This window comes from Enterobacter sp. 241F3 (assembly GCF_034106785.1).
GTDB lineage: Bacteria > Pseudomonadota > Gammaproteobacteria > Enterobacterales > Enterobacteriaceae > Enterobacter > Enterobacter vonholyi.
Genome location: NZ_JAWNDD010000003.1, coordinates 231,070 through 253,832 on the forward strand (window position 1 = coordinate 231,070; position 22,763 = coordinate 253,832).

At 56.4% G+C, this 22,763-nt stretch carries 23 protein-coding genes; 13 read left to right on the forward strand and 10 right to left on the reverse strand.

Annotated elements, in window-relative coordinates; translation table 11 throughout:
• Positions 1-3 precede the first annotated feature (3 nt).
• Positions 4-348 (reverse strand): RidA family protein, encoded by a 345-nt coding sequence (locus UR504_RS11555; RefSeq protein WP_008500498.1) that lies wholly within the window; start codon positions 346-348, stop codon positions 4-6.
• A 133-nt stretch (positions 349-481) separates the two neighbouring features.
• Between UR504_RS11555 and UR504_RS11560 the strand changes: the two genes are divergently transcribed.
• From UR504_RS11560 to rnd, 5 genes are all read left to right on the forward strand, one after another.
• The gene (locus UR504_RS11560) at positions 482-2,392 is read left to right on the forward strand and encodes an ATP-dependent DNA helicase (protein WP_023293935.1); all 1,911 of its coding nucleotides are present in this window, start codon (positions 482-484) and stop codon (positions 2,390-2,392) included.
• A 66-nt stretch (positions 2,393-2,458) separates the two neighbouring features.
• Positions 2,459-3,154, forward strand: coding sequence for a tRNA (adenosine(37)-N6)-threonylcarbamoyltransferase complex dimerization subunit type 1 TsaB (gene tsaB / locus UR504_RS11565; protein WP_111964787.1), 696 nt, complete (start codon positions 2,459-2,461; stop codon positions 3,152-3,154).
• A 37-nt stretch (positions 3,155-3,191) separates the two neighbouring features.
• Positions 3,192-3,773, forward strand: coding sequence for a Slp family lipoprotein (locus tag UR504_RS11570; protein ID WP_111964786.1), 582 nt, complete (start codon positions 3,192-3,194; stop codon positions 3,771-3,773).
• A gap of 203 nt (positions 3,774-3,976) precedes the next feature.
• Positions 3,977-5,662, forward strand: a complete 1,686-nt coding sequence (gene fadD / locus UR504_RS11575; protein WP_072253790.1) for a long-chain-fatty-acid--CoA ligase FadD — start codon at positions 3,977-3,979, stop codon at positions 5,660-5,662.
• Between the two features lie 71 nt (positions 5,663-5,733).
• A complete protein-coding gene (gene rnd, locus UR504_RS11580; protein WP_127732801.1) occupies positions 5,734-6,861 on the forward strand; it encodes a ribonuclease D in 1,128 nt (375 codons plus the stop codon).
• A gap of 74 nt (positions 6,862-6,935) precedes the next feature.
• On the opposite strand, the gene minE is transcribed toward rnd, so the two are convergent.
• Genes minE through minC form a run of 3 tightly spaced genes read right to left on the reverse strand, consistent with a single transcriptional unit; the run spans position 6,936 to position 8,752 of the window.
• Entirely contained in the window at positions 6,936-7,205 is a 270-nt protein-coding gene (gene minE / locus UR504_RS11585; protein WP_008500504.1) for a cell division topological specificity factor MinE, read from the reverse strand.
• A gap of 3 nt (positions 7,206-7,208) precedes the next feature.
• A complete protein-coding gene (minD, locus tag UR504_RS11590; RefSeq protein ID WP_023312187.1) occupies positions 7,209-8,021 on the reverse strand; it encodes a septum site-determining protein MinD in 813 nt (270 codons plus the stop codon).
• A 23-nt stretch (positions 8,022-8,044) separates the two neighbouring features.
• The gene (gene minC / locus UR504_RS11595; protein ID WP_111964785.1) at positions 8,045-8,752 is read right to left on the reverse strand and encodes a septum site-determining protein MinC; all 708 of its coding nucleotides are present in this window, start codon (positions 8,750-8,752) and stop codon (positions 8,045-8,047) included.
• A gap of 123 nt (positions 8,753-8,875) precedes the next feature.
• On the opposite strand from minC, the gene UR504_RS11600 reads away from it, so the two are divergent.
• The 3 genes from UR504_RS11600 to UR504_RS11610 all read left to right on the forward strand — a co-directional run bounded on the left by UR504_RS11600 (position 8,876) and on the right by UR504_RS11610 (position 10,392).
• On the forward strand, positions 8,876-9,151 hold the full coding sequence (locus tag UR504_RS11600; protein WP_029742143.1) for a YcgL domain-containing protein: 276 nt from the start codon (positions 8,876-8,878) through the stop codon (positions 9,149-9,151).
• A 47-nt stretch (positions 9,152-9,198) separates the two neighbouring features.
• Positions 9,199-9,858 carry a fumarylacetoacetate hydrolase family protein gene (locus tag UR504_RS11605; protein ID WP_302235280.1) on the forward strand — a complete coding sequence of 220 codons (660 nt, stop codon included), beginning with the start codon at positions 9,199-9,201 and terminating at the stop codon, positions 9,856-9,858.
• 93 nt (positions 9,859-9,951) lie between these two features.
• Positions 9,952-10,392: a YcgN family cysteine cluster protein gene (locus UR504_RS11610; protein ID WP_024909872.1), complete on the forward strand. Its 441-nt coding sequence runs from the start codon at positions 9,952-9,954 to the stop codon at positions 10,390-10,392.
• A gap of 115 nt (positions 10,393-10,507) precedes the next feature.
• Here the strand turns inward: UR504_RS11610 and dsbB are convergent, their stop codons facing one another.
• Together dsbB and nhaB are read right to left on the reverse strand one after the other, a co-directional pair.
• The gene (gene dsbB, locus UR504_RS11615; RefSeq protein WP_063408593.1) at positions 10,508-11,038 is read right to left on the reverse strand and encodes a disulfide bond formation protein DsbB; all 531 of its coding nucleotides are present in this window, start codon (positions 11,036-11,038) and stop codon (positions 10,508-10,510) included.
• A gap of 143 nt (positions 11,039-11,181) precedes the next feature.
• On the reverse strand, positions 11,182-12,720 hold the full coding sequence (gene nhaB / locus UR504_RS11620) for a Na(+)/H(+) antiporter NhaB (protein ID WP_111964783.1): 1,539 nt from the start codon (positions 12,718-12,720) through the stop codon (positions 11,182-11,184).
• 200 nt (positions 12,721-12,920) lie between these two features.
• Between nhaB and fadR the strand changes: the two genes are divergently transcribed.
• Positions 12,921-13,640, forward strand: coding sequence for a fatty acid metabolism transcriptional regulator FadR (gene fadR, locus UR504_RS11625; RefSeq protein ID WP_023336056.1), 720 nt, complete (start codon positions 12,921-12,923; stop codon positions 13,638-13,640).
• 44 nt (positions 13,641-13,684) lie between these two features.
• Here fadR and UR504_RS11630 read toward each other — a convergent pair whose 3' ends face one another.
• Positions 13,685-15,217 carry a SpoVR family protein gene (locus UR504_RS11630; RefSeq protein WP_023293929.1) on the reverse strand — a complete coding sequence of 511 codons (1,533 nt, stop codon included), beginning with the start codon at positions 15,215-15,217 and terminating at the stop codon, positions 13,685-13,687.
• A gap of 321 nt (positions 15,218-15,538) precedes the next feature.
• On the opposite strand from UR504_RS11630, the gene UR504_RS11635 reads away from it, so the two are divergent.
• Together UR504_RS11635 and dadX are read left to right on the forward strand one after the other, a co-directional pair.
• The gene (locus tag UR504_RS11635) at positions 15,539-16,837 is read left to right on the forward strand and encodes a D-amino acid dehydrogenase (protein ID WP_127731404.1); all 1,299 of its coding nucleotides are present in this window, start codon (positions 15,539-15,541) and stop codon (positions 16,835-16,837) included.
• Between the two features lie 9 nt (positions 16,838-16,846).
• The gene (gene dadX, locus UR504_RS11640; RefSeq protein WP_127731402.1) at positions 16,847-17,917 is read left to right on the forward strand and encodes a catabolic alanine racemase DadX; all 1,071 of its coding nucleotides are present in this window, start codon (positions 16,847-16,849) and stop codon (positions 17,915-17,917) included.
• Positions 17,918-17,964: 47 nt separating this feature from the next.
• On the opposite strand, the gene UR504_RS11645 is transcribed toward dadX, so the two are convergent.
• Together UR504_RS11645 and ldcA are read right to left on the reverse strand one after the other, a co-directional pair.
• Positions 17,965-19,698: a potassium/proton antiporter gene (locus UR504_RS11645; RefSeq protein ID WP_111964781.1), complete on the reverse strand. Its 1,734-nt coding sequence runs from the start codon at positions 19,696-19,698 to the stop codon at positions 17,965-17,967.
• A gap of 97 nt (positions 19,699-19,795) precedes the next feature.
• Complete coding sequence (ldcA, locus tag UR504_RS11650; protein WP_274239997.1) at positions 19,796-20,710, reverse strand: muramoyltetrapeptide carboxypeptidase; 915 nt, start codon at positions 20,708-20,710, stop codon at positions 19,796-19,798.
• A gap of 106 nt (positions 20,711-20,816) precedes the next feature.
• On the opposite strand from ldcA, the gene emtA reads away from it, so the two are divergent.
• The gene (gene emtA / locus UR504_RS11655; protein ID WP_024909815.1) at positions 20,817-21,428 is read left to right on the forward strand and encodes a membrane-bound lytic murein transglycosylase EmtA; all 612 of its coding nucleotides are present in this window, start codon (positions 20,817-20,819) and stop codon (positions 21,426-21,428) included.
• A gap of 37 nt (positions 21,429-21,465) precedes the next feature.
• Here the strand turns inward: emtA and ycgR are convergent, their stop codons facing one another.
• A complete protein-coding gene (gene ycgR / locus UR504_RS11660) occupies positions 21,466-22,197 on the reverse strand; it encodes a flagellar brake protein YcgR (RefSeq protein ID WP_023312174.1) in 732 nt (243 codons plus the stop codon).
• 208 nt (positions 22,198-22,405) lie between these two features.
• Here ycgR and UR504_RS11665 point away from each other — a divergent pair, with 208 nt between their 5' ends.
• Complete coding sequence (locus tag UR504_RS11665) at positions 22,406-22,660, forward strand: GlsB/YeaQ/YmgE family stress response membrane protein (RefSeq protein WP_008502662.1); 255 nt, start codon at positions 22,406-22,408, stop codon at positions 22,658-22,660.
• Positions 22,661-22,763: the final 103 nt, after the last annotated feature.

The following is a 22,763-nucleotide window of genomic DNA, read 5'->3' on the forward strand; positions in this document are numbered from 1 at the left end:
GGCTTAAACCGCCGCGATAATCTTAATCTCTACCTTGTATTCCGGCTTCATCAGCGTGGCCTGTACGGTGCAGCGTACAGGCGCGTGACCCGCCACAACCCACGCATCCCAGGCTTTATTCATTGCCGCGAAATCATCTTTGTTTGCCAGGAAAATCGTCGCATCCAGAATGCGGGATTTGTCGCTGCCCTGTTTTTCCAGCACGGCATCAATCTGCGCCAGAGTGTTAGCCGTTTGCTCGAACGCATCCGCATCCAGGTTAGCCGGTACGCCGGTGTAGTAGAGCGTCTGGTTATGGATAACCACATCAGACCAGCGGGCTTCGGCATCAATGCGCACAATTGTCATAAACGTTTCCTCGTTATTTTTCGTCGTCAGGCGGCAAGACTGCCATATTGTTCTCGTGTCGTCACTATTTGGGGTGGCACAGGAGAGGATGGGCTGACATAATCCCTGTGCAAAAATACAGTGAGAGAGCACCGTGGCAGACGATTTTTCCCCTGAAGGTCAATTAGCGCAGGCTATTCCCGGCTTCAAACCCCGTGAACCCCAGCGCCAGATGGCGCATGCCGTTGCACGCGCCATCGATAAGGCTCAGCCGCTGGTGGTCGAAGCCGGAACCGGCACGGGTAAAACGTATGCTTACCTTGCTCCGGCGCTGCGGGCGAAAAAGAAGGTGATCATTTCCACCGGATCGAAGGCGCTGCAGGATCAGCTCTACAGCCGCGATTTGCCCACGGTGGCCAAGGCGCTGAAATACAAAGGCCGTCTGGCCCTGCTGAAGGGACGCTCTAATTATCTCTGCCTGGAACGTCTTGAGCAGCAGGCGCTGGCGGGCGGCGACCTGCCGGTGCAAACCCTGAGCGACGTCATTATTCTTCGCGCCTGGGCGAACCAGACGGAAGAGGGCGATATCAGCACCTGCGCGAGCGTGCCGGAAGATTCCCCGGCCTGGCCGCTGGTGACCAGCACTAACGACAACTGTCTCGGCAGCGACTGTCCGCTGTATAAAGACTGCTTCGTGGTGAAAGCGCGCAAAACGGCGATGGATGCGGATGTGGTGGTAGTGAACCACCATCTGTTCCTCGCGGATATGGTCGTCAAGGATAGCGGTTTCGGCGAGCTGATTCCGGAGGCGGACGTGATGATCTTCGACGAGGCCCACCAGCTGCCGGACATCGCCAGCCAGTACTTTGGTCAGTCGCTTTCCAGCCGCCAGCTGCAGGATCTGGCGAAAGATTTCACCATTGCCTACCGGACCGAACTCAAAGATACCCAGCAGCTGCAGAAGTGCGCCGACCGTCTGGCGCAGAGCGCGCAGGATTTCCGTTTACAGCTCGGCGAGCCGGGCTATCGCGGCAACCTGCGCGAGCTGCTGGCGGACAAAAACATCCAGCGCGCGCTGCTGCTGCTCGATGATGCCCTTGAACTCTGCTACGACGTGGCGAAACTGTCGCTTGGACGTTCCGCCCTGCTGGACGCGGCCTTCGAGCGCGCCACGCTGTATCGCGGGCGGCTCAAACGGCTTAAAGAGATCAATCAGCCGGGGTACAGCTACTGGTATGAATGCACTTCGCGGCATTTCACGCTGGCGCTCACGCCGCTGACGGTGGCGGATAAATTTAAAGAGGTGATGGCGCAAAAGCCGGGAAGCTGGATCTTCACCTCGGCAACCCTGTCGGTGAATGACGATCTGCATCACTTCACCGAGCGTCTCGGCATTGAGCAGGCGGAATCCTTGCTCCTGCCCAGCCCGTTCGATTACGAAAAGCAGGCGCTGCTCTGTGTTCCCCGTAATCTGCCGCTGCCGAACCAGCCGGGTGCGGCGCGCCATCTGGCCGCGATGTTAAAACCGATGATCGAGGCCAACAACGGCCGCTGTTTTATGCTCTGCACCTCTCACGCTATGATGCGCGACCTCGCCGAGCAGTTCCGAGCCACCATGACGCTGCCGGTGCTGCTGCAGGGCGAAACCAGCAAAGGCCAGCTGCTCCAGCAGTTTGTCAGCGCCGGAAATGCCCTGCTGGTAGCCACCAGCAGCTTCTGGGAAGGGGTGGACGTGCGCGGCGATACGCTCTCGCTGGTGATCATTGATAAGCTTCCGTTTACCTCCCCGGACGATCCGCTGCTCAAGGCGAGGATGGAAGACTGCCGCCTGCGCGGCGGCGATCCGTTTGATGAGGTTCAGCTCCCGGATGCGGTCATTACCCTTAAGCAAGGGGTAGGGCGCCTAATCCGTGACGTCACCGATCGGGGCGTGCTGGTCATTTGCGATAACCGGCTGGTGATGCGTCCTTACGGGGCAACCTTCCTTGCAAGCCTGCCGCCCGCGCCGCGGACGCGGGACATAAAACGCGCGGTGCGTTTCCTGGCAAATCCAACGGCGGAGTAATTTACCCCGGAGTGTGCTAAGATGCGCGCCATTTTGTGACTGACCCTTGCGAGAGCGCGACGACTGATGCGAATTCTGGCTATTGATACCGCGACAGAGGCTTGCTCTGTCGCTCTGTTGAACGACGGTGCTGTTTCTGCCCATTTCGAAGAGTGCCCCCGGGAACACACCCAACGCATTCTGCCCCTGGTAAAAGCCATTTTAACCCAGGGCAACACCTCTTTAACCGACCTCGACGCGCTGGCCTTTGGCCGCGGCCCCGGCAGCTTTACGGGCGTACGTATCGGGATTGGCATTGCGCAGGGCCTGGCGCTGGGCGCCGAACTGCCGATGATCGGCGTCTCTACCCTCGCCACCATGGCGCAGGGCGCATGGCGCATGACCGGGGCAACGCGCGTTCTGGCCGCGATTGATGCCCGCATGGGCGAAGTTTACTGGGCCGAATACACCCGCGACGAGCAGGGCGTGTGGCACGGTGAAGAGACGGAAGCCGTGCTTAAGCCGGAAGCGGTCACTGAACGACTGAAGCAGCTGTCAGGCGAGTGGGCAACCGTCGGCACCGGCTGGCCGGCGTGGCCAGAGATGGCGAACGACACCGGGGTGACGCTGGTGGACGGCAACATGCTGCTGCCTGCTGCGGAAGATATGCTTCCGATTGCCAGCCAGCTGCTCGCAGCAGGCAAAACCGTTGCCGTTGAACACGCGGAGCCGGTTTATTTGCGAAACACCGTTGCGTGGAAGAAACTTCCGGGCCGCGAGTGAATCTCAGTAACAGGAACTGAGAAAAAGGAGTCGCATCATGGCGGTCCAGACTAAAGTAGTACGCCTTATTATGGCAGGCGCAGTTGCCATAGCACTGAGCGGATGCGTTTCCGTTCCTGATGCGATTAAGGGCACCAGCCCGACGCCACAGCAGGATCTGGTTCGGGTGATGAATGCCCCTGAGCTGTACGTCGGCCAGGAAGCGCGCTTTGGCGGTAAGGTGATAGACGTACAAAACCAGCAGGGGAAAACCCGCCTGGAGATCGCAACCGTTCCGCTGGACAGCGGCGCGCGGCCTGTACTGGGCGAGGCCTCTCGCGGGCGTATCTACGCGGACGTGAGTGGTTTCCTCGATCCGGTCGATTTTCGCGGACAGCTGGTGACCGTTGTCGGGCCGATTACCGGCGCCGTACAGGGCAAAATCGGCAGCACGCCGTATAAATTTATGACCATGCAGGTCAACGGATATAAGCGCTGGCGGTTAGCACAGCAGGTGATCATGCCGCCTCAGCCGATCGATCCGTGGATGTGGGGTCCGCATCCTTATCGTTACGGCTACCCGGGCTGGGGCTGGTATAACCCGGGACCTGCACAGGTACAGACGATCGTTACTGAGTAACTTACTGTTATTGTTAGAAAAGAGACAGCGGCTCAGCCGCTGTCTCTGTTTTTTTACGGATAAAACGAAAAAAAAGAGTGACGCGCTTCGCAACCTTAAATCTGAACAATTAATAAACTGGTACGCTGAGTTAATATAATGTTAACAAACTGTTTATTATCGGGGTTGTGATGACGACGAACACTCATTTCAGAGGTGATGCATTGAAGAAGGTTTGGCTTAACCGTTATCCCGCAGATGTTCCTGCTGAGATCAATCCTGACCGTTATCAATCCCTGGTGGAATTATTTGAGCACTCGGTAAGGCGCTACGCGGACCAGCCCGCATTCGTGAATATGGGCGAGGTCATGACGTTCCGTAAGCTTGAAGAGCGTAGCCGGGCGTTTGCGGCGTATCTTCAGGAAGGGCTGGGGCTGCAAAAAGGGGACCGCGTCGCGCTGATGATGCCAAACCTGCTGCAATACCCGGTGGCGTTGTTCGGTATCCTGCGAGCCGGGATGATTGTCGTCAACGTCAACCCGCTGTACACCCCGCGCGAGCTTGAGCATCAGCTGAACGACAGCGGCGCGGTTGCGATTGTCATTGTGTCCAACTTTGCCCATACGCTGGAAAAAGTGGTCGACAAAACCCAGGTGAAACACGTCATCCTGACGCGCATGGGGGATCAACTCTCCACCGCCAAAGGCACGCTGGTTAACTTTGTCGTCAAATACGTCAAGCGTCTGGTGCCAAAATATCACCTGCCGGACGCTATCTCCTTCCGCAGGGCGCTGCATGCGGGCTATCGTATGCAGTACGTCAAGCCGGAAGTGGTCTCAGAAGATCTCGCCTTCCTGCAGTATACCGGCGGTACCACCGGCGTGGCGAAAGGCGCTATGTTGACCCACCGCAACATGCTGGCGAACCTTGAGCAGGTCAACGCAACCTACGGGCCGCTGCTGCATCCCGGCAAAGAGCTGGTCATTACGGCGCTGCCGCTGTACCACATTTTCGCACTGACCATGAACTGCCTGCTGTTTATTGAGCTCGGCGGTCAAAACGTGCTGATCACCAACCCGCGCGATATTCCAGGGCTGGTGAAAGAGCTGGCGAAATACCCGTTCACCGCCATGACCGGGGTAAATACTCTGTTCAACGCGCTGCTTAATAACAAAGAGTTCCAGCAGCTGGATTTTTCCACGCTGCACCTCTCTGCGGGCGGCGGCATGCCGGTCCAGCAGGCGGTTGCCGAGCGCTGGGTGAAGCTCACCGGTCAGTATCTGCTGGAGGGCTATGGCCTGACGGAATGCGCGCCGCTGGTCAGCGTTAACCCGCATGATATCGACTATCACAGCGGAAGCATTGGTCTGCCCGTTCCTTCCACTGAAGCGAAACTGGTCGATGATAACGATAATGAAGTTGCGCCGGGTGAGCCGGGTGAGCTGTGCGTTAAAGGTCCGCAGGTGATGCTGGGCTACTGGCAGCGTCCCGACGCGACCGACGAAATCATCAAAGACGGCTGGCTGCATACCGGCGACATCGCGGTGATGGATGAGGAAGGCTTCCTGCGTATTGTCGATCGCAAGAAAGATATGATTCTGGTCTCCGGCTTCAACGTCTATCCGAATGAGATCGAAGACGTGGTTATGCAGCACAGCGGCGTACTCGAAGTGGCAGCAGTAGGGGTGCCTTCCGGCAGCAGCGGTGAAGCGGTGAAGATATTTGTGGTCAAGAAAGATCCTTCTCTCACCGAGGAAGCGCTGATAACGTTTTGTCGTCGTCAGCTGACGGGCTATAAAGTGCCGAAGCTGGTGGAATTCCGCGACGAGCTGCCGAAATCCAACGTCGGGAAGATATTACGACGAGAATTACGTGACGAAGCCCGTGCCAAAGTAGACAATAAGGCCTGAGCTTCACGTTAATCGTCCAGACGCCGGTTAAGCCGGCGTTTTTTATGGGCGCAAACAAAAGAGAATCCGATTTGAATTACCAGATGATCACGACCAACGACGAGCTGGCTTCGCTGTGCGAAGTGACGCGCGACTTTCCTGCCATTGCCCTGGATACCGAGTTTGTCCGTACCCGAACCTATTATCCGCAGCTGGGTTTGATTCAGATGTACGACGGTAAACACGTGTCGCTGATCGACCCTCTCGGCATTACCGACTGGACGCCGATGCGTGACCTGCTGCTCGATACCGCCGTGACGAAATACCTGCACGCGGGCAGTGAAGATCTGGAAGTCTTTCTGAACACCTTTGGCATCATGCCTCAGCCGCTGATTGATACGCAGATCCTCGCGGCGTTCAGCGGTCGTCCGCTGTCGTGGGGTTTTGCCGCCATGGTGGAGGAATATACGGGCCTGACGCTGGATAAGAGTGAATCCCGCACCGACTGGCTGGCGCGTCCGCTAACCGCACGCCAGCTGGAATATGCGGCGGCAGACGTGTTTTACCTGCTGCCGATCGCCGGACAGCTGATGAAAGAGGCGGAAGCCTCCGGATGGCTCGCTGCTGCGCTGGACGAGTGCCGAATGACCCAGCAGCGCCGCCAGGAAGTGGTGGATCCTAAAGAGGCATGGCGCGATATCAGCAACGCCTGGCAGCTGCGCACGCGTCAGCTAGCATGCCTGCAGCTGCTGGCAGACTGGCGCTTGCGTAAAGCGCGGGAGCGCGACCTGGCCGTTAACTTTGTGGTTCGCGAAGAGCATCTCTGGGCGGTGGCGCGCTATATGCCGGGCAGCCTCGGCGAGCTTGACAGCATTGGGCTTTCGGGCAGCGAGATCCGTTTCCACGGTAAAACCCTGCTGGCGCTGGTCGCAAAAGCGCAAGAGCTGCCGGAAGATGCGCTGCCGGAACCGCTGCTGAACCTGATGGACATGCCGGGCTATCGCAAGGCTTTCAAGGACATCAAAGCGCTGGTGCAGGCAGTTGCAACCGAAAGCAAACTGAGCGCGGAACTGCTCGCCTCACGTCGTCAGATTAACCAGCTGCTGAACTGGCACTGGAAGCTGAAGCCGCAGAATGGCGTGCCGGAAATGATGGCAGGATGGCGCGGGGAATTGATGGCCGATCGCCTGAATACGCTGCTGGAAGGCTATCCTCGATAAAAAATATGCCGGGTGATAAACCCGGCATATTCCCCCGGTGGCGCTGCGCTTACCGGGGCTATGAAATCACAAACCTACGGACGCGACTCTTCCGCTTCCGGGAGCGTCACGTTCAGCTCCAGAATCGAAATATCCCCGTCTTTTTGTTCCAGCTGCACCGTCACCATCTCCGGGTCAATCTGCACGTACTTACAGATCACTTCCAGGATGTCCTTGCGCAGCTGCGGCAGGTAGTGAGGCTCGGCGTCGCTACGACGACGCTCCGCAACGATAATTTGCAGACGTTCTTTTGCGATGTTGGCGGTGTTCTTTTTCCGCGAGAGAAAAAAGTCCAGTAATGCCATAACTTATCCTCCGAACAGGCGTTTGAGGAAACCTTTCTTCTCTTCTTCAATGAAGCGGAAAGGACGTTCTTCTCCCAGCAGACGGTCAACGGTATCGGCGTAAGCTTTACCTGCATCTGCCATTGTATCAAGGATCACTGGCTCGCCCTGGTTAGAGGCGCGTAACACGGACTGATCTTCCGGGATAACGCCGACCAGCTTAATGCGCAGGATCTCAAGCACGTCTTCCATGCTCAGCATGTCACCTTTGTTCACGCGGCCCGGATTGTAGCGGGTGAGCAGCAGGTGTTCTTTAATCGGGTCTTCGCCATTTTCCGCACGACGGGATTTAGAGGCGAGGATCCCCAGAATGCGGTCTGAGTCACGCACGGATGAAACTTCAGGGTTGGTGGTGATGATCGCTTCATCAGCGAAGTACAGTGCCATCAGGGCACCGGTTTCGATGCCGGCAGGGGAGTCGCAGACAATGAAGTCGAAATCCATTTTTTTCAGATCGTCGAGCACCTTTTCCACCCCTTCACGGGTCAGGGCGTCTTTGTCACGCGTCTGAGATGCCGGGAGAATGTAGAGGTTCTCGGTGCGCTTGTCTTTAATCATCGCCTGGTTCAGCGTGGCATCGCCCTGAATGACGTTCACGAAGTCATACACGACGCGACGCTCACATCCCATGATGAGGTCGAGGTTACGCAGACCGATATCAAAGTCGATAACGATGGTTTTCTTTCCCTTCTGGGCCAAACCAGTAGCGATGGCCGCGCTGGAGGTGGTCTTGCCAACGCCTCCTTTACCCGAAGTAACAACAATAATGCGTGCCATAGAAATTCCTTGTTAAAAAGGGATCAATTCAACGGTTGAACGGTCAACGCGTCGTCTGCCAGAAGCAGGCGAGCCGCTTTGCCATAAAATTCGGCTGGGATCTTGTCGCTCAGCCAATATTCACCTGCGATGGACACCAGTTCCGCCGTCAGGTGAGTACAAAATATTTGCGCATCTCGATCGCCACTTGCACCTGCGAGCGCACGTCCACGCATCATACCGTATACGTGAATATTGCCATCTGCAATCAGCTCAGCGCCAGCACTGACGTGGCTTGTAACAATCAGATCACAGTTTGGTGCATAAATGCGCTGACCGGAACGAACCGGCACATCAATCATTCGCGTTTTTGTGACGGTAGTAACGTTTTGCACCGCAGGAGGGGGCGTTTCGACGGCAACGGGTGCCGCACGCGAGGCTTTTTCTTTGCCCTCATTCAGAAGGGGCAGCCCCGCACGCTCAATTTCCGCTTTCAGCTCAGAATCTTTGCAGCCGCTGATGCCCACGATACGCAGTCCGGTGGAGGAGACGGCCTGCTGGAGAAGTTTCCAGTTAACCGGAGCCTCAAGACCGCTGACGTTGATAACAACAGGAGCGTGCTTCAGAAAGGCGGGAGCCTGGGCGATTTTGTCTTCTAACGCCTGACGAATAACCTCGGGTTTTGCATCATGCAAATGTACCACTGATAAGGTGAAGCTACTGCCTTTAAGCTCGATGGGCGTGTTTGACATCCTGGCCTTACTCAATTTGCTATTAACCGCAACCACTCGCTGCGATATTCCGAAGAGTATCAGGCATGTTATAGTCAGGAGTATATTGAGGCAAGCAACCACCCATTAATTCAGAGTAAAAACATGTTTTGTGTGATCTACAGAAGTACAAGCCGTGACCAGACCTATCTTTATGTCGAAAAGAAAGACGATTTTTCACGCGTGCCTGAAGAATTAATGAAGAACTTTGGCCGACCACAGCTGGCTATGCTGCTGCCGCTTGATGGTCGTAAGAAACTGATTAATGCCGATCTGGATAAAGTGAAAACGGCCTTAGCCGAGCAGGGCTATTATTTACAGCTTCCACCGCCACCCGAGAATTTATTAAAACAGCATCTTGAGGCGAACGGTAAAAAATAGCCTCAACTGTTTTTGCGCACAACACATCAACCGTTTAGGGGTCGACCATGTATCAACATCATAACTGGCAAGGTGCATTACTGGATTATCCCGTCAGCAAAGTGGTTTGCGTAGGCAGCAACTATGCAAAACATATTCAGGAGATGGGCAGCGCGACGCCAGAAGAGCCGGTTCTGTTTATTAAGCCTGAAACGGCGCTTTGCGATATCCGCCAGCCGCTGGCGCTGCCGCAGGGGCTCGGCTCAGTGCATCACGAAGTGGAACTTGCCGTGCTGATTGGTGCAACGCTTCGCCAGGCCTCAGAAGAACATGTTCAGAAAGCGATAGCCGGATACGGCGTGGCGCTGGATCTGACCCTGCGTGAAGTCCAGGGAAAAATGAAGAAAGCAGGGCAGCCGTGGGAAAAAGCCAAAGGGTTTGATAATTCCTGTCCGATCTCGGCGTTTGTGCCGGTGAGCGAATTTACCGGCGATCCGCAGGATACCCCGCTCAGCCTGAAGGTTAACGGCGAGATCCGCCAGCAGGGCACTACGGCAGACATGATCCATAAGATTGTGCCGCTGATCGCCTACATGAGCCGCTTCTTTACCCTGAAACCGGGTGATGTGATCCTGACCGGCACGCCGGAAGGCGTTGGCCCGCTCGTGAGCGATGACGAGCTAGAGGTCGGTTTTAACGGTCTGTCGCTGAAAACCCGAGTGCTGTAATCTCCTCTTGCCGCCTGAAGAGGGCGGCAAAACTTGCAACAACGTGCCAGACTCGTTATAAGGTGCGCTTTCTTTTGACGTGTGGACATCCTGATGAACGACATCCCTTTCTGGCAAAGCAAAACTCTCGACGACATGACTGACGCGGAATGGGAATCATTGTGCGACGGCTGCGGGCAGTGCTGCCTGCACAAGCTGATGGATGAAGATACGGATGAAATCTACTTCACCAACGTTGCCTGCAAGCAGCTAAACATTAAAACCTGCCAGTGCCGCAACTATGAGCGCCGGTTTGAATTTGAGCCGGACTGCATAAAGTTAACCCGGGATAATCTGCCGACGTTTGAATGGCTGCCGCATACCTGCGCGTATCGCCTGCTGGCGGAAGGGAAAGGTCTGCCTGACTGGCATCCGTTGTTAACCGGTTCAAAAGCGGCGATGCACGGCGAGCGTATCTCTGTGCGCCACATTGCGGTGAAAGAGTCCGAGGTGCGGGACTGGGAAGATCACATCATGAATCACCCGACCCGTTGAGATTAAAAAACCCGCCAAAGCGGGTTTTTTATTATGCGCGGGTGTGTCGGGTGGCGCTGCGCTTACCCGACCTACAAAACCGTAGGCCCGCGCAAGCGAAGCGCCGCCGGGCAACTTAGCGCCCAAATAGATCGCGTTTCTTCGGTTTGAACGGCTGGGCAATCAGCACCAGCAGCGCCACGATGAAGTAGGCGGCAAAAATGCCCACCAGCCACTGCGGCATCTCCAGCGTCAGGAATTCCCACTGGCGAACGGAGCAGTCACCGGATGCAACGAACACCTGCGGCAGCCATTTGTCCAGCGGCAGCCAGCTCGGGAAGCGGGCGGCAAAATCGCAGGTCATAAACGGCGACGGATGCAGCTGCATCATGGTGTGCTGCCAGGAGAGTTCAATCCCTTTCCAGGCGCTGTACAGCCAGATCGCGATAGCGGCATAGCGAAGCGGCGACTTCGGCGCAATCGCGCCCACCAGGCCCGCCCCCATAATGCCGAACAGCGCGCAGCGTTCATAAATACAAAGCACGCAAGGTTTCAGTCCCATTACGTGCTGGAACCACAGCGCGACCATTTCCAGCGCAAAGGCGGTCAGGGCCATTAACAACCACGCTCCGCGACCGCGGGAGCACTGGTTTAAAAATCTCAACATAATCATTTCCCTGGAACATGCTTAGAAAGCGCAGTGTAAACGAATTCGTTTTTCGCGCCACCTGTACCTGGCGAAATAAAACGTAATTGGATGTTTATCGTGCGAAAAGGCAAACGGGCAGCGAACTGCCCGAGATGCATAGTTTACTGCGCCGCAAGTATACCCGCTTGTATCAACCATTGCGTACAGGGAATGAGGGTAATTTTGACGCAAAGCAATCCCACGATCGTGAGCACCAGCGTGTAGGGCAGCGCCATCCACACCATCCGGCCATAAGAAAGACGTATGAGCGGCGCGAGAGCGGAGGTCAGCAGGAACAGGAAGGCGGCCTGGCCGTTTGGCGTCGCCACCGACGGAAGGTTGGTGCCGGTATTGATCGCCACGGCCAGCAGTTCAAACTGTCCGGCGCTGATAACGCCTTGCTCCATAGCGGCTTTGGCCTCGTTGATGTAGACCGTCCCGACAAAGACGTTATCTGAGATTGACGAGAGCAGGCCGTTAAACAGGTAAAACAGCGACAGCTGAGCATCCGGTGACGCCTGTAATACAAAGGCAATAATCGGCGCGAAGAGATGCTGGTCGATAATCACCGCCACGACCGCAAAGAACACCGCCAGCAGGGCGGTAAACGGCAGGGCTTCGGTAAACGCTTTACCGATGGCATGTTCGTCCGTCACGCCGGTAAAGGTGGTGGCGAGAATAATGACTGACAGGCCTATCAGCCCCACTTCGGCAAGATGAAGCGCCAGCGCGGCGATAAGCCAGACGCCGATGATCCCCTGAGCAATCAGGCGCAGCGTCTCCTGGCGGGTCCGCTGGCGTCGGCTTTGCAGATCGAATTTATGCAGTTCCTGACGTACCGGCTCCGGGAGTTGGGCCCCGTAGCCAAAGAGGCGAAATTTTTCCACCAGCAGACAGGTCGCCAGCCCGCAGATCAGCACCGGTACGCTGACCGGGGCCATTCTCAGGAAGAAATCACCGAAGTGCCAGCCCGCCGCTTTGGCAATGATCAGGTTTTGCGGCTCGCCCACCATGGTCATCACGCCGCCCAGCGCGGTACCGACCCCAGCGTGCATCATCAGGCTGCGCAGAAACGCGCGGAACTGTTCCAGCACGTCACGGTTATGCGCATCGACGTGGCTGTCATCCTGCAAATCTTCACCCGGACGAGAGGAGGCCACGCGGTGATAAATCCCGTAAAACCCCACCGCTACGCTTATCACTACCGCGACCACTGTCAGCGCGTCCAGGAAGGCCGACAGGAAGGCGGCGGCAAGGCAAAACGCCAGCGAGAGGAACATTTTTGACGGAATGCTGAGCAGCAGGCGCGTGAAGATAAACAGTAGCAGCTGTTTCATGAAGTAGATGCCCGCCACCATAAACATCAGCAGCAGAAGCACTTCGAGATTTGACGCCAGCTCTGCTTTGACATGCTCGGCGCTGGTCATGCCGATGACGACGGCTTCAAACGCCAGCAATCCGCCCGGCAGCAGGGGATAACATTTTAGCGCCATGGCCAGGGTGAAGATAAACTCTGCCACCAGCAGCCAGCCGGCGATAAAGGGATTCACACTAAAAATGATGGGATTAACGACCAGGAAAACCAGCAGTATCAGCTTATACCAGTCAGGAGACTGACCTAAAAAATTGCGCCATAGCGCGCGCCCAAAAGAAATTTCCACAACAGACGTCCTTCCCGTCAAGTAAGACAAAGCATCAGTATACGCAAAAAATGCGGCCTGGAGGCGGATAAGGCGGCATTGTAAATTTCACAAAAATGAAACGGCGATCCCTCTTTTCTCTCTTTGCCGCGCTACCTGCCACTGGCTGCCTCTGGTATGATGAGTCCAATTTGCTAAAGCTGTGTAATGGAAATCTCACTATGGTCATTAAGGCGCAGAGCCCGGCGGGTTTCGCGGAAGAGTACATCATTGAAAGCATCTGGAATAATCGTTTCCCTGCGGGGTCCATTCTTCCGGCTGAACGCGAACTCTCTGAACTGATTGGCGTCACTCGCACCACGCTGCGTGAAGTGCTTCAGCGGCTGGCGCGCGATGGCTGGTTGACGATCCAGCATGGTAAGCCTACGAAAGTAAACAACTTCTGGGAAACATCCGGGCTGAACATTCTTGAAACGCTGGCGCGTCTCGACCATGAAAGCGTGCCGCAGCTCATTGATAATCTGCTCTCCGTTCGCACCAACATCGCGACGATCTTTATTCGTACAGCTTTCCGTCAGCATCCGGAAGACGCCCTTGCGGTGCTGGCCAGCGCGAACGAGGTGGAAGATCATGCCGATGCCTTTGCCACCCTCGATTACAACGTGTTTCGCGGCCTGGCGTTTGCCTCCGGCAACCCGGTTTATGGCCTGATCCTCAACGGTATGAAAGGGCTTTACACCCGCATTGGCCGCCACTACTTTGCCAATCCGGAAGCGCGCAGCCTGGCGCTGGGCTTCTACCATAAGCTGAGCAAGCTCTGTACTGAAGGTCTGCACGATCAGGTTTATGAGACGGTGCGCCGCTACGGTCACGATTCCGGTGAAATCTGGCACCGTATGCAGAAAACGCTGCCGGGTGATTTAGCGATTCAGACCCGCTAAAAGAAAAACCTCTCGTATGAGAGGTTTTTTTTCGTCGGGTGGCGCTACAGCGTGTTCAACCGCGCCGGGCAGCGTTCCAGCAGCTCGACGCTGCCGTCTTCATTCTGCTGCTCCAGCTGCACGTCAAAGCCCCACAGGCGATGCACATGCTTCAGCACCTCTTTACGCCCTTTATCCAGCGGCGCGCGATTGTGCGGGATATAGCGCAACGTCAGGGAGCGGTCACCGCGCAAATCGACGTTCCATACCTGAATATTCGGTTCAAGGTTGCTCAGGTTGTACTGGGAGGAAAGGCGAGAGCGGATCTCACGGTATCCCTCTTCGTTATGGATTGCTGAAATCTCCAGATAGTTGTTGCGATCGTCGTCCAGCACGGTGAAGAAGCGGAAGTCACGCATGATCTTCGGCGACATAAACTGGCTGATGAAGCTCTCATCCTTAAAGTCGCGCATCGCAAAGTGCAGCGTTTCCAGCCAGTCTGACCCGGCGATATCCGGGAACCAGTACTTGTCTTCTTCCGTCGGCGACTGGCAGATACGCTTAATGTCCTGGAACATGGCAAAGCCAAGGGCATACGGGTTAATCCCGCTGTACCACGGGCTATTGTAGGGCGGCTGGAACACCACGTTAGTATGGCTGTGGAGGAACTCCATCATGAACCGCTCGGTGACTTTCCCCTCGTCGTACAGATGGTTGAGGATAGTGTAGTGCCAGAAGGTCGCCCAGCCTTCGTTCATCACCTGCGTCTGCTTTTGCGGGTAAAAATACTGGCTCACCTTGCGCACGATACGCAGGATCTCACGCTGCCACGGCTCCAGCAGCGGGGCGTTCTTCTCCATAAAATAGAGCAGGTTTTCCTGCGGCTCGGACGGATAACGACGCGCTTCGGCGATCGTTTTCTCCTCCTCACGCTTCGGCAGGGTACGCCACAGCATGTTCACCTGGCTCTGCAGGTACTCTTCGCGGCTTTTCTGCCGGGCTTTCTCCTCCTGCAGGGAGATTTTCTGCGGACGTTTGTAGCGGTCTACGCCGTAGTTCATCAGCGCGTGGCAGGAGTCGAGCAGTTTTTCCACTTCGTCCACGCCGTAGCGCTCTTCGCAGTCGGTAATGTATTTACGGGCGAAGATCAGGTAATCGACGATGGAGCTGGCATCCGTCCAGCTGCGGAACAGATAGTTATTCTTGAAAAAGGAGTTGTGCCCGTAGCAGGCGTGCGCCATCACCAGCGCCTGCATGGTAATGGTGTTCTCTTCCATTAAATAGGCGATACAGGGATTGGAGTTGATGACGATCTCATACGCCAGACCCTGCTGCCCGTGCTTATACAGCCGCTCCGTTTCAATGAATTTCTTACCAAACGACCAGTGCGGATAGTTAATCGGCATCCCGACGCTGGAGTAGGCGTCCATCATCTGTTCGGACGTAATGACTTCAATCTGATGGGGATAGGTATCCAGGCGGTACAGTTTTGCGACCCGGTCGATCTCGGCGAGGTAAACATCCAGCAGCTCGAAGGTCCAGTCGGGTCCATCGCTCAGACGTGTGTTGTCCTTGTTCAGGGAATCAATAGTAGCCATTAGCGCGCCCTCGTTGTGGGTGCTCTCTCTGTCTGGAGAGCCTCCTTTCAAGCATAGATCACCGTGTTAAAAAGCGTGCTGGGGCAGAAATTTTTTCTTTGCGATTTCGCGTTTTTGATACGGCAAAAAAACGGTGCCCCTCAGCATTTTATGCTGGTTAAAAATAACGCGCAGCAGGAGATCCCAAATTAGCACTATTCCCTGATGCTGGGGGATGTGTGAGGTAAGTCACCATAAAAAAGTCGTATGTTGAATAATATTTTCAACTAGGTTATCAATCTGTAATTAGAAGATTGTTCTTTTGCACATAATGGAGTGGCTATGCGTGTTGTCATACTGGGAAGTGGTGTCGTTGGGGTAACCAGCGCCTGGTATTTAAGTCAGGCGGGACATGACGTCACCGTTATCGATCGTGAGTCCGGTCCTGCGCTTGAAACCAGCGCGGCGAACGCCGGGCAAATCTCTCCGGGGTATGCGGCACCGTGGGCAGCGCCGGGCGTTCCTCTGAAGGCGATTAAATGGATGTTCCAGCGCCACGCGCCGCTGGCCATCAGCCTTGACGGCACGCAGTTCCAGCTGAAGTGGATGTGGCAGATGCTGCGCAACTGCGACACCCGCCACTACATGGAGAACAAAGGGCGCATGGTGCGCCTGGCGGAATACAGCCGCGACTGCCTGAAAGCGCTGCGCGCGTCGACGGGTATTGAGTATGAAGGCCGCCAGGGCGGGACGCTGCAGCTGTTCCGCACCGAGCAGCAGTACGAAAATGCCACCCGCGATATCGCCGTGCTGGAAGATGCCGGTGTACCTTACCAGCTGCTGGAAGCCAGCCAGCTAGGCCAGGTTGAACCGGCGCTGGCGGAAGTTGCGCATAAGCTGACGGGCGGCCTGCGCCTGCCGAATGACGAAACCGGCGACTGCCAGCTCTTTACGCAGCGTCTGGCGCAAATGTGCGAACAGGCGGGGGTGAAATTCCGCTTTAACACCTCTGTCGACAAGCTGCTGTCGGAAGGGGAAAAAATTTACGGCGTGAAGTGTGGCGAAGAGGTGATCAAAGCCGATGCTTACGTGATGGCGTTTGGTTCATACTCCACCGCCATGCTGAAAGGTATTCTCGATATTCCGGTCTACCCGCTGAAGGGCTACTCGCTGACCATTCCGGTAAAAGAAGAGAGCGGCGCTCCGGTGTCGACCATTCTGGATGAAACCTACAAAATCGCCATTACCCGCTTCGATAACCGCATCCGCGTAGGCGGCATGGCGGAAATCGTCGGCTTCAACACCGAGCTGCTGAAACCGCGTCGTGAAACGCTGGAGATGGTCGTGGGCGATCTCTTCCCGCGAGGAGGTTTTGTTGAGCAGGCGACGTTCTGGACCGGCCTGCGTCCGATGACCCCGGACGGCACGCCGATCGTGGGCCGCACGCCGTTTAAAAACCTGTGGACCAATACCGGACACGGCACGCTTGGCTGGACGATGGCCTGCGGATCGGGCCAGCTGCTGAGCGACCTGATTTCAGGGCGCACGCCGGCAATTCCGTTTGACGATTTAAGCGCTGCGCGCTATCAATCGGGGTTTACGCCGTCGCGTCCACAGCACCTGCACGGCGCGCATAGCTAAGGAGTTGTCATGTCCCGTCCTGTTCTGGCCCAGCTGAACCTGCAGGCCCTGAAGGATAATCTGCAAATTGTTCGCCGGGCGGCGCCTGGTTCGCGCGTCTGGTCTGTGGTGAAAGCGAATGCCTACGGCCACGGTATTGACCGTATCTGGAGCGCCCTGAGCGCCACCGACGGCTTTGCGCTCCTGAATCTGGAAGAGGCCATTCTGCTGCGCGAGCGCGGCTGGAAAGGGCCGATACTGCTTCTGGAGGGCTTCTTCCACGCGGACGATCTGCCGCTGCTGGATAAATATCGGCTGACCACCAGCGTTCACAGCAACTGGCAGATTAAGGCGATTCAGGATGCGAAACTCCACGCGCCGCTGGATATTTACCTCAAGGTGAACAGCGGCATGAACCGCCTGGGCTTCCAGCCTGAGCGCGTGCATACGGTCTGGCAGCAGCTGCGCGCCATGAAAAACGTGGGTGAAATGACGCTGATGGCCCATTTTGCCGACGCGGAAAAACCGGACGGCATTGCCGATGCCATGGTCCGCATTGAGCAGGCGGCAGAAGGGCTGGACTGCCCGCGCTCGCTGTCAAATTCGGCGGCCACGCTCTGGCATCCTGAGGCACACTACAACTGGGTGCGTCCGGGGATCGTTCTTTACGGTGCGTCACCCTCGGGCCAGTGGCAGGACATCGCCAACAGCGGCCTGAAGCCGGTGATGACCCTGCGCAGCGAAATCATTGGCGTGCAAACCCTGAAGGCCGGCGACACGGTGGGCTACGGCAGCCGCTACCGGGCAAAGGGCGAGCAGCGGATTGGTATCGTGGCGGGCGGCTATGCCGACGGCTACCCGCGCATCGCGCCGACCGGCACGCCTGTCTGGGTCGATGGGGTTCGCACGGGAACGGTGGGCACCATATCAATGGATATGCTGGCCGTTGACCTGACGCCATGCCCGCAGGCGGGCATCGGTTCACCGGTCGAGCTGTGGGGTAACGAAATTAAGATTGATGACGTTGCTGCCGCTGCGGGTACGGTGGGGTACGAATTGATGTGCGCGCTGGCACCGAGAGTGCCGGTTGTGACGGTGTAACGAGTATTAGTGTCGGGTGGCGCTAGCGCCACCCGGCAAAAAAACCGCTACTCCGCTTCATCTTCCATCGGCCTGACGCCGACTTTTCTGACCGCGTTATCTTCTTTCTCCGCAACCGTCCAGATCATCCCGGCGAACTCCACCTGGTCGCCGACGACGGGGGCCGCCCCCAGCAGTTGCTGAATGATTTCCCCCAGCGTTTGCTGCTTGTCGCGGTACTCCAGCCCTTCATCCAGGCCGTAAATCAGCGCCACATCGGCAAACTTGGCGCTGGCTTCCAGAATAAAATCGCCGAAGAAACGCTGGTCCAGCGCCACCGGAGGCGACTGACTGAACAGTTTGCCCAGCGCGGGCAGGTCGCGCTCGCGGCCAATCACGCAGAGAATATCCCCTTCGCGCAGGCGGGTGCTGCCTGTAGGGTGCAGCAGGACATTATCGCGGAACAGGGCGGCAATGCGCGTTTCAGTCGGCATGTGCAAATCGCGCAGCGATGCCCCCACGCACCATTTGTCAGCGCTCAGCTGATAGACAAACTGTTCCCAAGGATTCTCTGGGTGAATATCGAGCCCCACGCGAGAGACCGGCCAGCCCACGGGAGGCACCACGACTTTGGCTTTCTTCGCCGCCCACCCGAGGGAGGTTCCCTGGAACAGCAGCGAAATCAGCACCACGAAGAAGGCCACGTTAAAGAACAGCCGGGCGTTATCCAGACCGGCCATCATCGGGAAGACCGCAAGAATAATCGGTACCGCGCCGCGCAGGCCCACCCAGCTGATAAAGACCCGCTCGCGCAGGTTGAAGCCGCGAAACGGCAGCAGTCCTGCAAATACCGACAGCGGACGGGCGAAGAAGATCATCCACGCGGACAGCAGCAGCGCCGGAACGGCGATCGGCAGCAGGTCCGAAGGCGTAACCAGCAGGCCCAGCACCAGGAACATGCCAATTTGTGCCAGCCAGGCCAGGCCGTCGAAGTTCTGCAAAATGGCATGACGGTTACGGATCGGTCGGTTGCCCATCAGGAAACCGCAGAGATAGACGGCGAGAATGCCGCTGCCGTCCAGCGCGGTGGTAACGGCAAAAATAAGAATGCCGCCGCTCAGCGCCAGCAGGGGGTAAAGCCCCGCGGGCAGGGAGATGCGGTTGATCATTTGCTGTAAGAGGTATCCCCCCGCCAGGCCAATAACAATCCCCAGCCCGAACTGCTGCAGGATATGCCAGACGAACATCCAGCTCAGGCCCGTCTCGTGCTGCTGAATCATCTCAATCAGCGTGATGGTGAGAAACACCGCCATCGGATCGTTACTGCCGGATTCAATTTCAAGCGTGGAGCCGACGCGTTCGTTAAGCCCTTTTCCGCCGAGCAGGGAAAACACCGCTGCCGCATCGGTTGAGCCAACAATCGCGCCAATCAGCAAACCTTCCATGATGTTGAGATGGAAAAGCCATGCGGCCATCATTCCGGTGAGGCCGGAGGTTATCAACACGCCAACCGTCGCGAGCGACAGCGCGGGCCCTAACGCCACACGGAAGGAGCTTGCCTGGGTGCGCATCCCGCCGTCCAGCAGGATCACCGCCAGCGCAAGGTTACTCACCATGTAGGCGAAAGGGTAGTTATCGAATGGGATACCGCCAATACCATCAATGCCGGCCAGCATGCCGATGGCGAGGAAAATGACAAGAATAGGTATGCCGAGACGCGATGAAAATGAACTTAATAAAATACTGCTGGTTACAAGGACCGAACCCAGAATGAAAAGGCTGATTATCGCTGCGGCATCCAATGTTCTCTTACTCCCACCTCAATGTTAACGCTGTTACTAAAACCCTAACATATTAACGACGGCAACAGCGTTTTATTAAGGGGGTATAACGGCTTTTTTATGCCTTTATGACAGGATGGCCGCTGATGGTCAGCCGACTGCCTGAATCATTGTGGATCAGGGAGGCATGCGCCCCCAGCGCCAGGGTCACGGTTTGCTGCTCATGACCGAAATCCAGACCGGTGATGACCGGAACATCCAGCCGCGAGCGAATGAACTCAACCATGGTTTCCAGGGAGTAACCCGCGTCATAGTCATTCGGGGCAGAGCCGCTGAAGCTGCCCAGCACAATTGCGGACTGGCGCTCAAGAATACCGGCATGATAGAGCTGCAACAGCATGCGCTCGACGCGGAACGGATGTTCGTTGATATCTTCCAGCACCAGAATGCCGTCCTCGATTTGCGGCATCCACGGCGTGCCGATAAGCGAGACCAGCATCGCCAGGTTACCGCCCCAGAGCTGACCTTCACATTCCCAGTGCGGTCCATTGCCTTGCCACTCCACGCTGTAGGTGGAATTGCGCAGCGCGCGCCAGAAGTGTTCCACGGTAAACGCATCCAGCTCCGGTGCGCCGAAGTTACCGGCCAGCATTGGGCCGCTGAAGGTGATGATGTCATACAGCGCCAGCAGCCCAAGCTGGATGACGGTGAAATCGCTGTGGCCGCAGATCAGCAGCGGATCCTGCTGCTGACGCTGTGCCAGCCCCTGCCAGTCAATGCTCTCCAGTAACCGGCTCGCACCATATCCGCCGCGCACCGCCAGCACAATCCGGTTTTCGCCCGTCAGGCTCACCAGACTATTGATATCATTCAGCCGCTGCGCTTCGGTACCGGCAAAACGCTGCTGGCGGCGGGGGATAATTGTCTGATTTTCTACCTGGTGGCCCGACTCCAGTAAACGCTGAACGCCCCGCTGCGCCGCATCCTGGTTAATGCAGTAGCCCGACGGCGCGATGAGATGAAACTGAGACATGGCAAATCCTTGCTGAATGAGAAACTAATTGTCTATATCATGCCGCTTATTCGCCGCCTGCTTCAAGAGCGGCGCACCGCAATGACCGGCTATAAGGATAGATGACGTGAAACTGAGATGGTTTGCTTTTTTGATTGTGTTGCTCGCTGGCTGTAGTTCAAAACATGATTATCAAAACCCGCCCTGGAACCCGGAAGTGCCGGTGAAGCGGGCCATGCAGTGGATGCCGATCAGTGAGCAAGCCGGGAAGGCCTGGGGCGTCAGTCCGCGTCTCATCACGGCGATCATCGCGGTGGAGTCAGGCGGTAATCCCACCCTCGTCAGCAAATCCAACGCGGTGGGCCTGATGCAGCTTAAAGCGTCAACGGCGGGGAAAGAAGTTTACCGCTATATGGGCTGGAGCGGCCAGCCGTCGACCAGCGAGCTGAAGAACCCGGAACGCAACATTTCAATGGGCACGGCCTATCTGAGCATCATGGAGCATGGCGTGCTGAAGGGCATTAAGGATCCGGAGGTGATGCAGTACGCGCTGGTGGTGTCTTACGTTAACGGTGCCGGCGCGTTGCTCAGAACCTTCTCTTCTGACCGCAAAGAGGCGATTGAAGAGATTAACGGCATGGACAAAGACGAATTCTTTGAACATGTGGCGAAAAATCATCCGGCACCACAGGCGCCTCGTTATATCTGGAAGGTACAGAAAGCGATGGATGCCATGTAATGCCGCAGACGGGCGGCGGTCACGCTGCCCGATTTCTTCACAGGACTTTATTTGCGCGTTCCCGCGCCTCCCGCTCCAGGGAATAGATAATACGCTGAAGCTCACGCTCTGCGCCGGGCCCGACGTTCAGGAAACGGAAGCTCAGACGCGGCGTGGTGATGGTTTCGTTTTTGCTGTCCACGACGGTGCGGTCGCTGATGGCAATCAGCTGCGCATCGAAATAGAAGCGACCCCAGCCACCCATATCCAGTTCAATTTGCGTAAACCGCATGCCCTCTACCAGCCCGTCGGGTTTCGGCGTATCCATCAGTGCGCCCATGCCGCCAAGCGACAGATCGAAGAGGCGAAAGCGGATCTCTTTTTTGTCCGGCATTTTGGCCTTACAAAAATAGGCGGGATGGAGCGGGGCGCTGATGCGGAAATATTCACGACGCTGAACAAACCAGAGATTGGTCGGAAGGGGGGTCACAAAAGCCGGAAGTCCCTGGTATTCGCTTAGTTCCAGTCGCGACAGGACAAACTCCACTTTGGCCCCCTGCGTTTCGGCCATCACCGCGATGTTCTCCGCTTTCAGCGCCGCGCGGTTTTCGTACTCCTGACTGCCTAAATCAATCACCAGCCGATCCTGCGAGGCGTCAAGGATCTTGCTGATGAACTGATTATTCGACCAGCTGATGCGCAGCGGCACTTCACCTTTTTGCAGGTCGCGTAATACCCCTAATACAGCCAGCGGATTTTGCTTGAGGAACTGCTCACTGTAATGACTCACGCCGGATGGCTCCTTGATTGATGACAGACTGTCTTAGCGTTATCGGCAATCTGCAATGAAACTTAATACAAACCGGTGAGTTTTTTTTGCCTGTTTAACCAAAGATAAGTCGGTGAGATGAAAATGGTTTTCCGGCGATGACCTATACTTAAGTTAGCTGTGCAGAAGGTTTTCTGCGCATGCGTTAAACCTGCAAGAGGGCATCGCTATGGGTATCATCGCCTGGATTATCTTTGGTCTTATTGCTGGCGCTATCGCTAAACTGATCATGCCGGGAAACGATGGCGGCGGTTTTATTTTGACCTGTGTACTCGGGGTCGTTGGTGCGGTTGTGGGCGGCTGGCTGGCGACGATGTTTGGTTTTGGAGGCAACATAAGTGGTTTCGACCTGCACAGTTTTCTGGTCGCTGTCGTGGGTGCCATTGTGGTGCTGGGCATATTCAGGTTACTGCGACGAGCATAAATTCACATAAACGGCTCTCTGAGGAGGGCCGTTTTTTTGCCTGCGTATTGATTTGTTAATCTAAATGATAATAATTGTCGTTCCGTATCGCATCTGACAACAA

Coding starts and splice junctions, on each gene's coding strand:
- UR504_RS11555 (WP_008500498.1), bottom strand. CDS start 348: ATGACAATTGTGCGCATTGATGCCGAAGCCCGCTGGTCTGATGTGGTT.
- tsaB (WP_111964787.1), top strand. CDS start 2,459: ATGCGAATTCTGGCTATTGATACCGCGACAGAGGCTTGCTCTGTCGCT.
- UR504_RS11570 (WP_111964786.1), top strand. CDS start 3,192: ATGGCGGTCCAGACTAAAGTAGTACGCCTTATTATGGCAGGCGCAGTT.
- minE (WP_008500504.1), bottom strand. CDS start 7,205: ATGGCATTACTGGACTTTTTTCTCTCGCGGAAAAAGAACACCGCCAAC.
- minD (WP_023312187.1), bottom strand. CDS start 8,021: ATGGCACGCATTATTGTTGTTACTTCGGGTAAAGGAGGCGTTGGCAAG.
- minC (WP_111964785.1), bottom strand. CDS start 8,752: ATGTCAAACACGCCCATCGAGCTTAAAGGCAGTAGCTTCACCTTATCA.
- UR504_RS11600 (WP_029742143.1), top strand. CDS start 8,876: ATGTTTTGTGTGATCTACAGAAGTACAAGCCGTGACCAGACCTATCTT.
- UR504_RS11605 (WP_302235280.1), top strand. CDS start 9,199: ATGTATCAACATCATAACTGGCAAGGTGCATTACTGGATTATCCCGTC.
- UR504_RS11610 (WP_024909872.1), top strand. CDS start 9,952: ATGAACGACATCCCTTTCTGGCAAAGCAAAACTCTCGACGACATGACT.
- dsbB (WP_063408593.1), bottom strand. CDS start 11,038: ATGTTGAGATTTTTAAACCAGTGCTCCCGCGGTCGCGGAGCGTGGTTG.
- fadR (WP_023336056.1), top strand. CDS start 12,921: ATGGTCATTAAGGCGCAGAGCCCGGCGGGTTTCGCGGAAGAGTACATC.
- UR504_RS11630 (WP_023293929.1), bottom strand. CDS start 15,217: ATGGCTACTATTGATTCCCTGAACAAGGACAACACACGTCTGAGCGAT.
- UR504_RS11635 (WP_127731404.1), top strand. CDS start 15,539: ATGCGTGTTGTCATACTGGGAAGTGGTGTCGTTGGGGTAACCAGCGCC.
- dadX (WP_127731402.1), top strand. CDS start 16,847: ATGTCCCGTCCTGTTCTGGCCCAGCTGAACCTGCAGGCCCTGAAGGAT.
- ldcA (WP_274239997.1), bottom strand. CDS start 20,710: ATGTCTCAGTTTCATCTCATCGCGCCGTCGGGCTACTGCATTAACCAG.
- UR504_RS11665 (WP_008502662.1), top strand. CDS start 22,406: ATGGGTATCATCGCCTGGATTATCTTTGGTCTTATTGCTGGCGCTATC.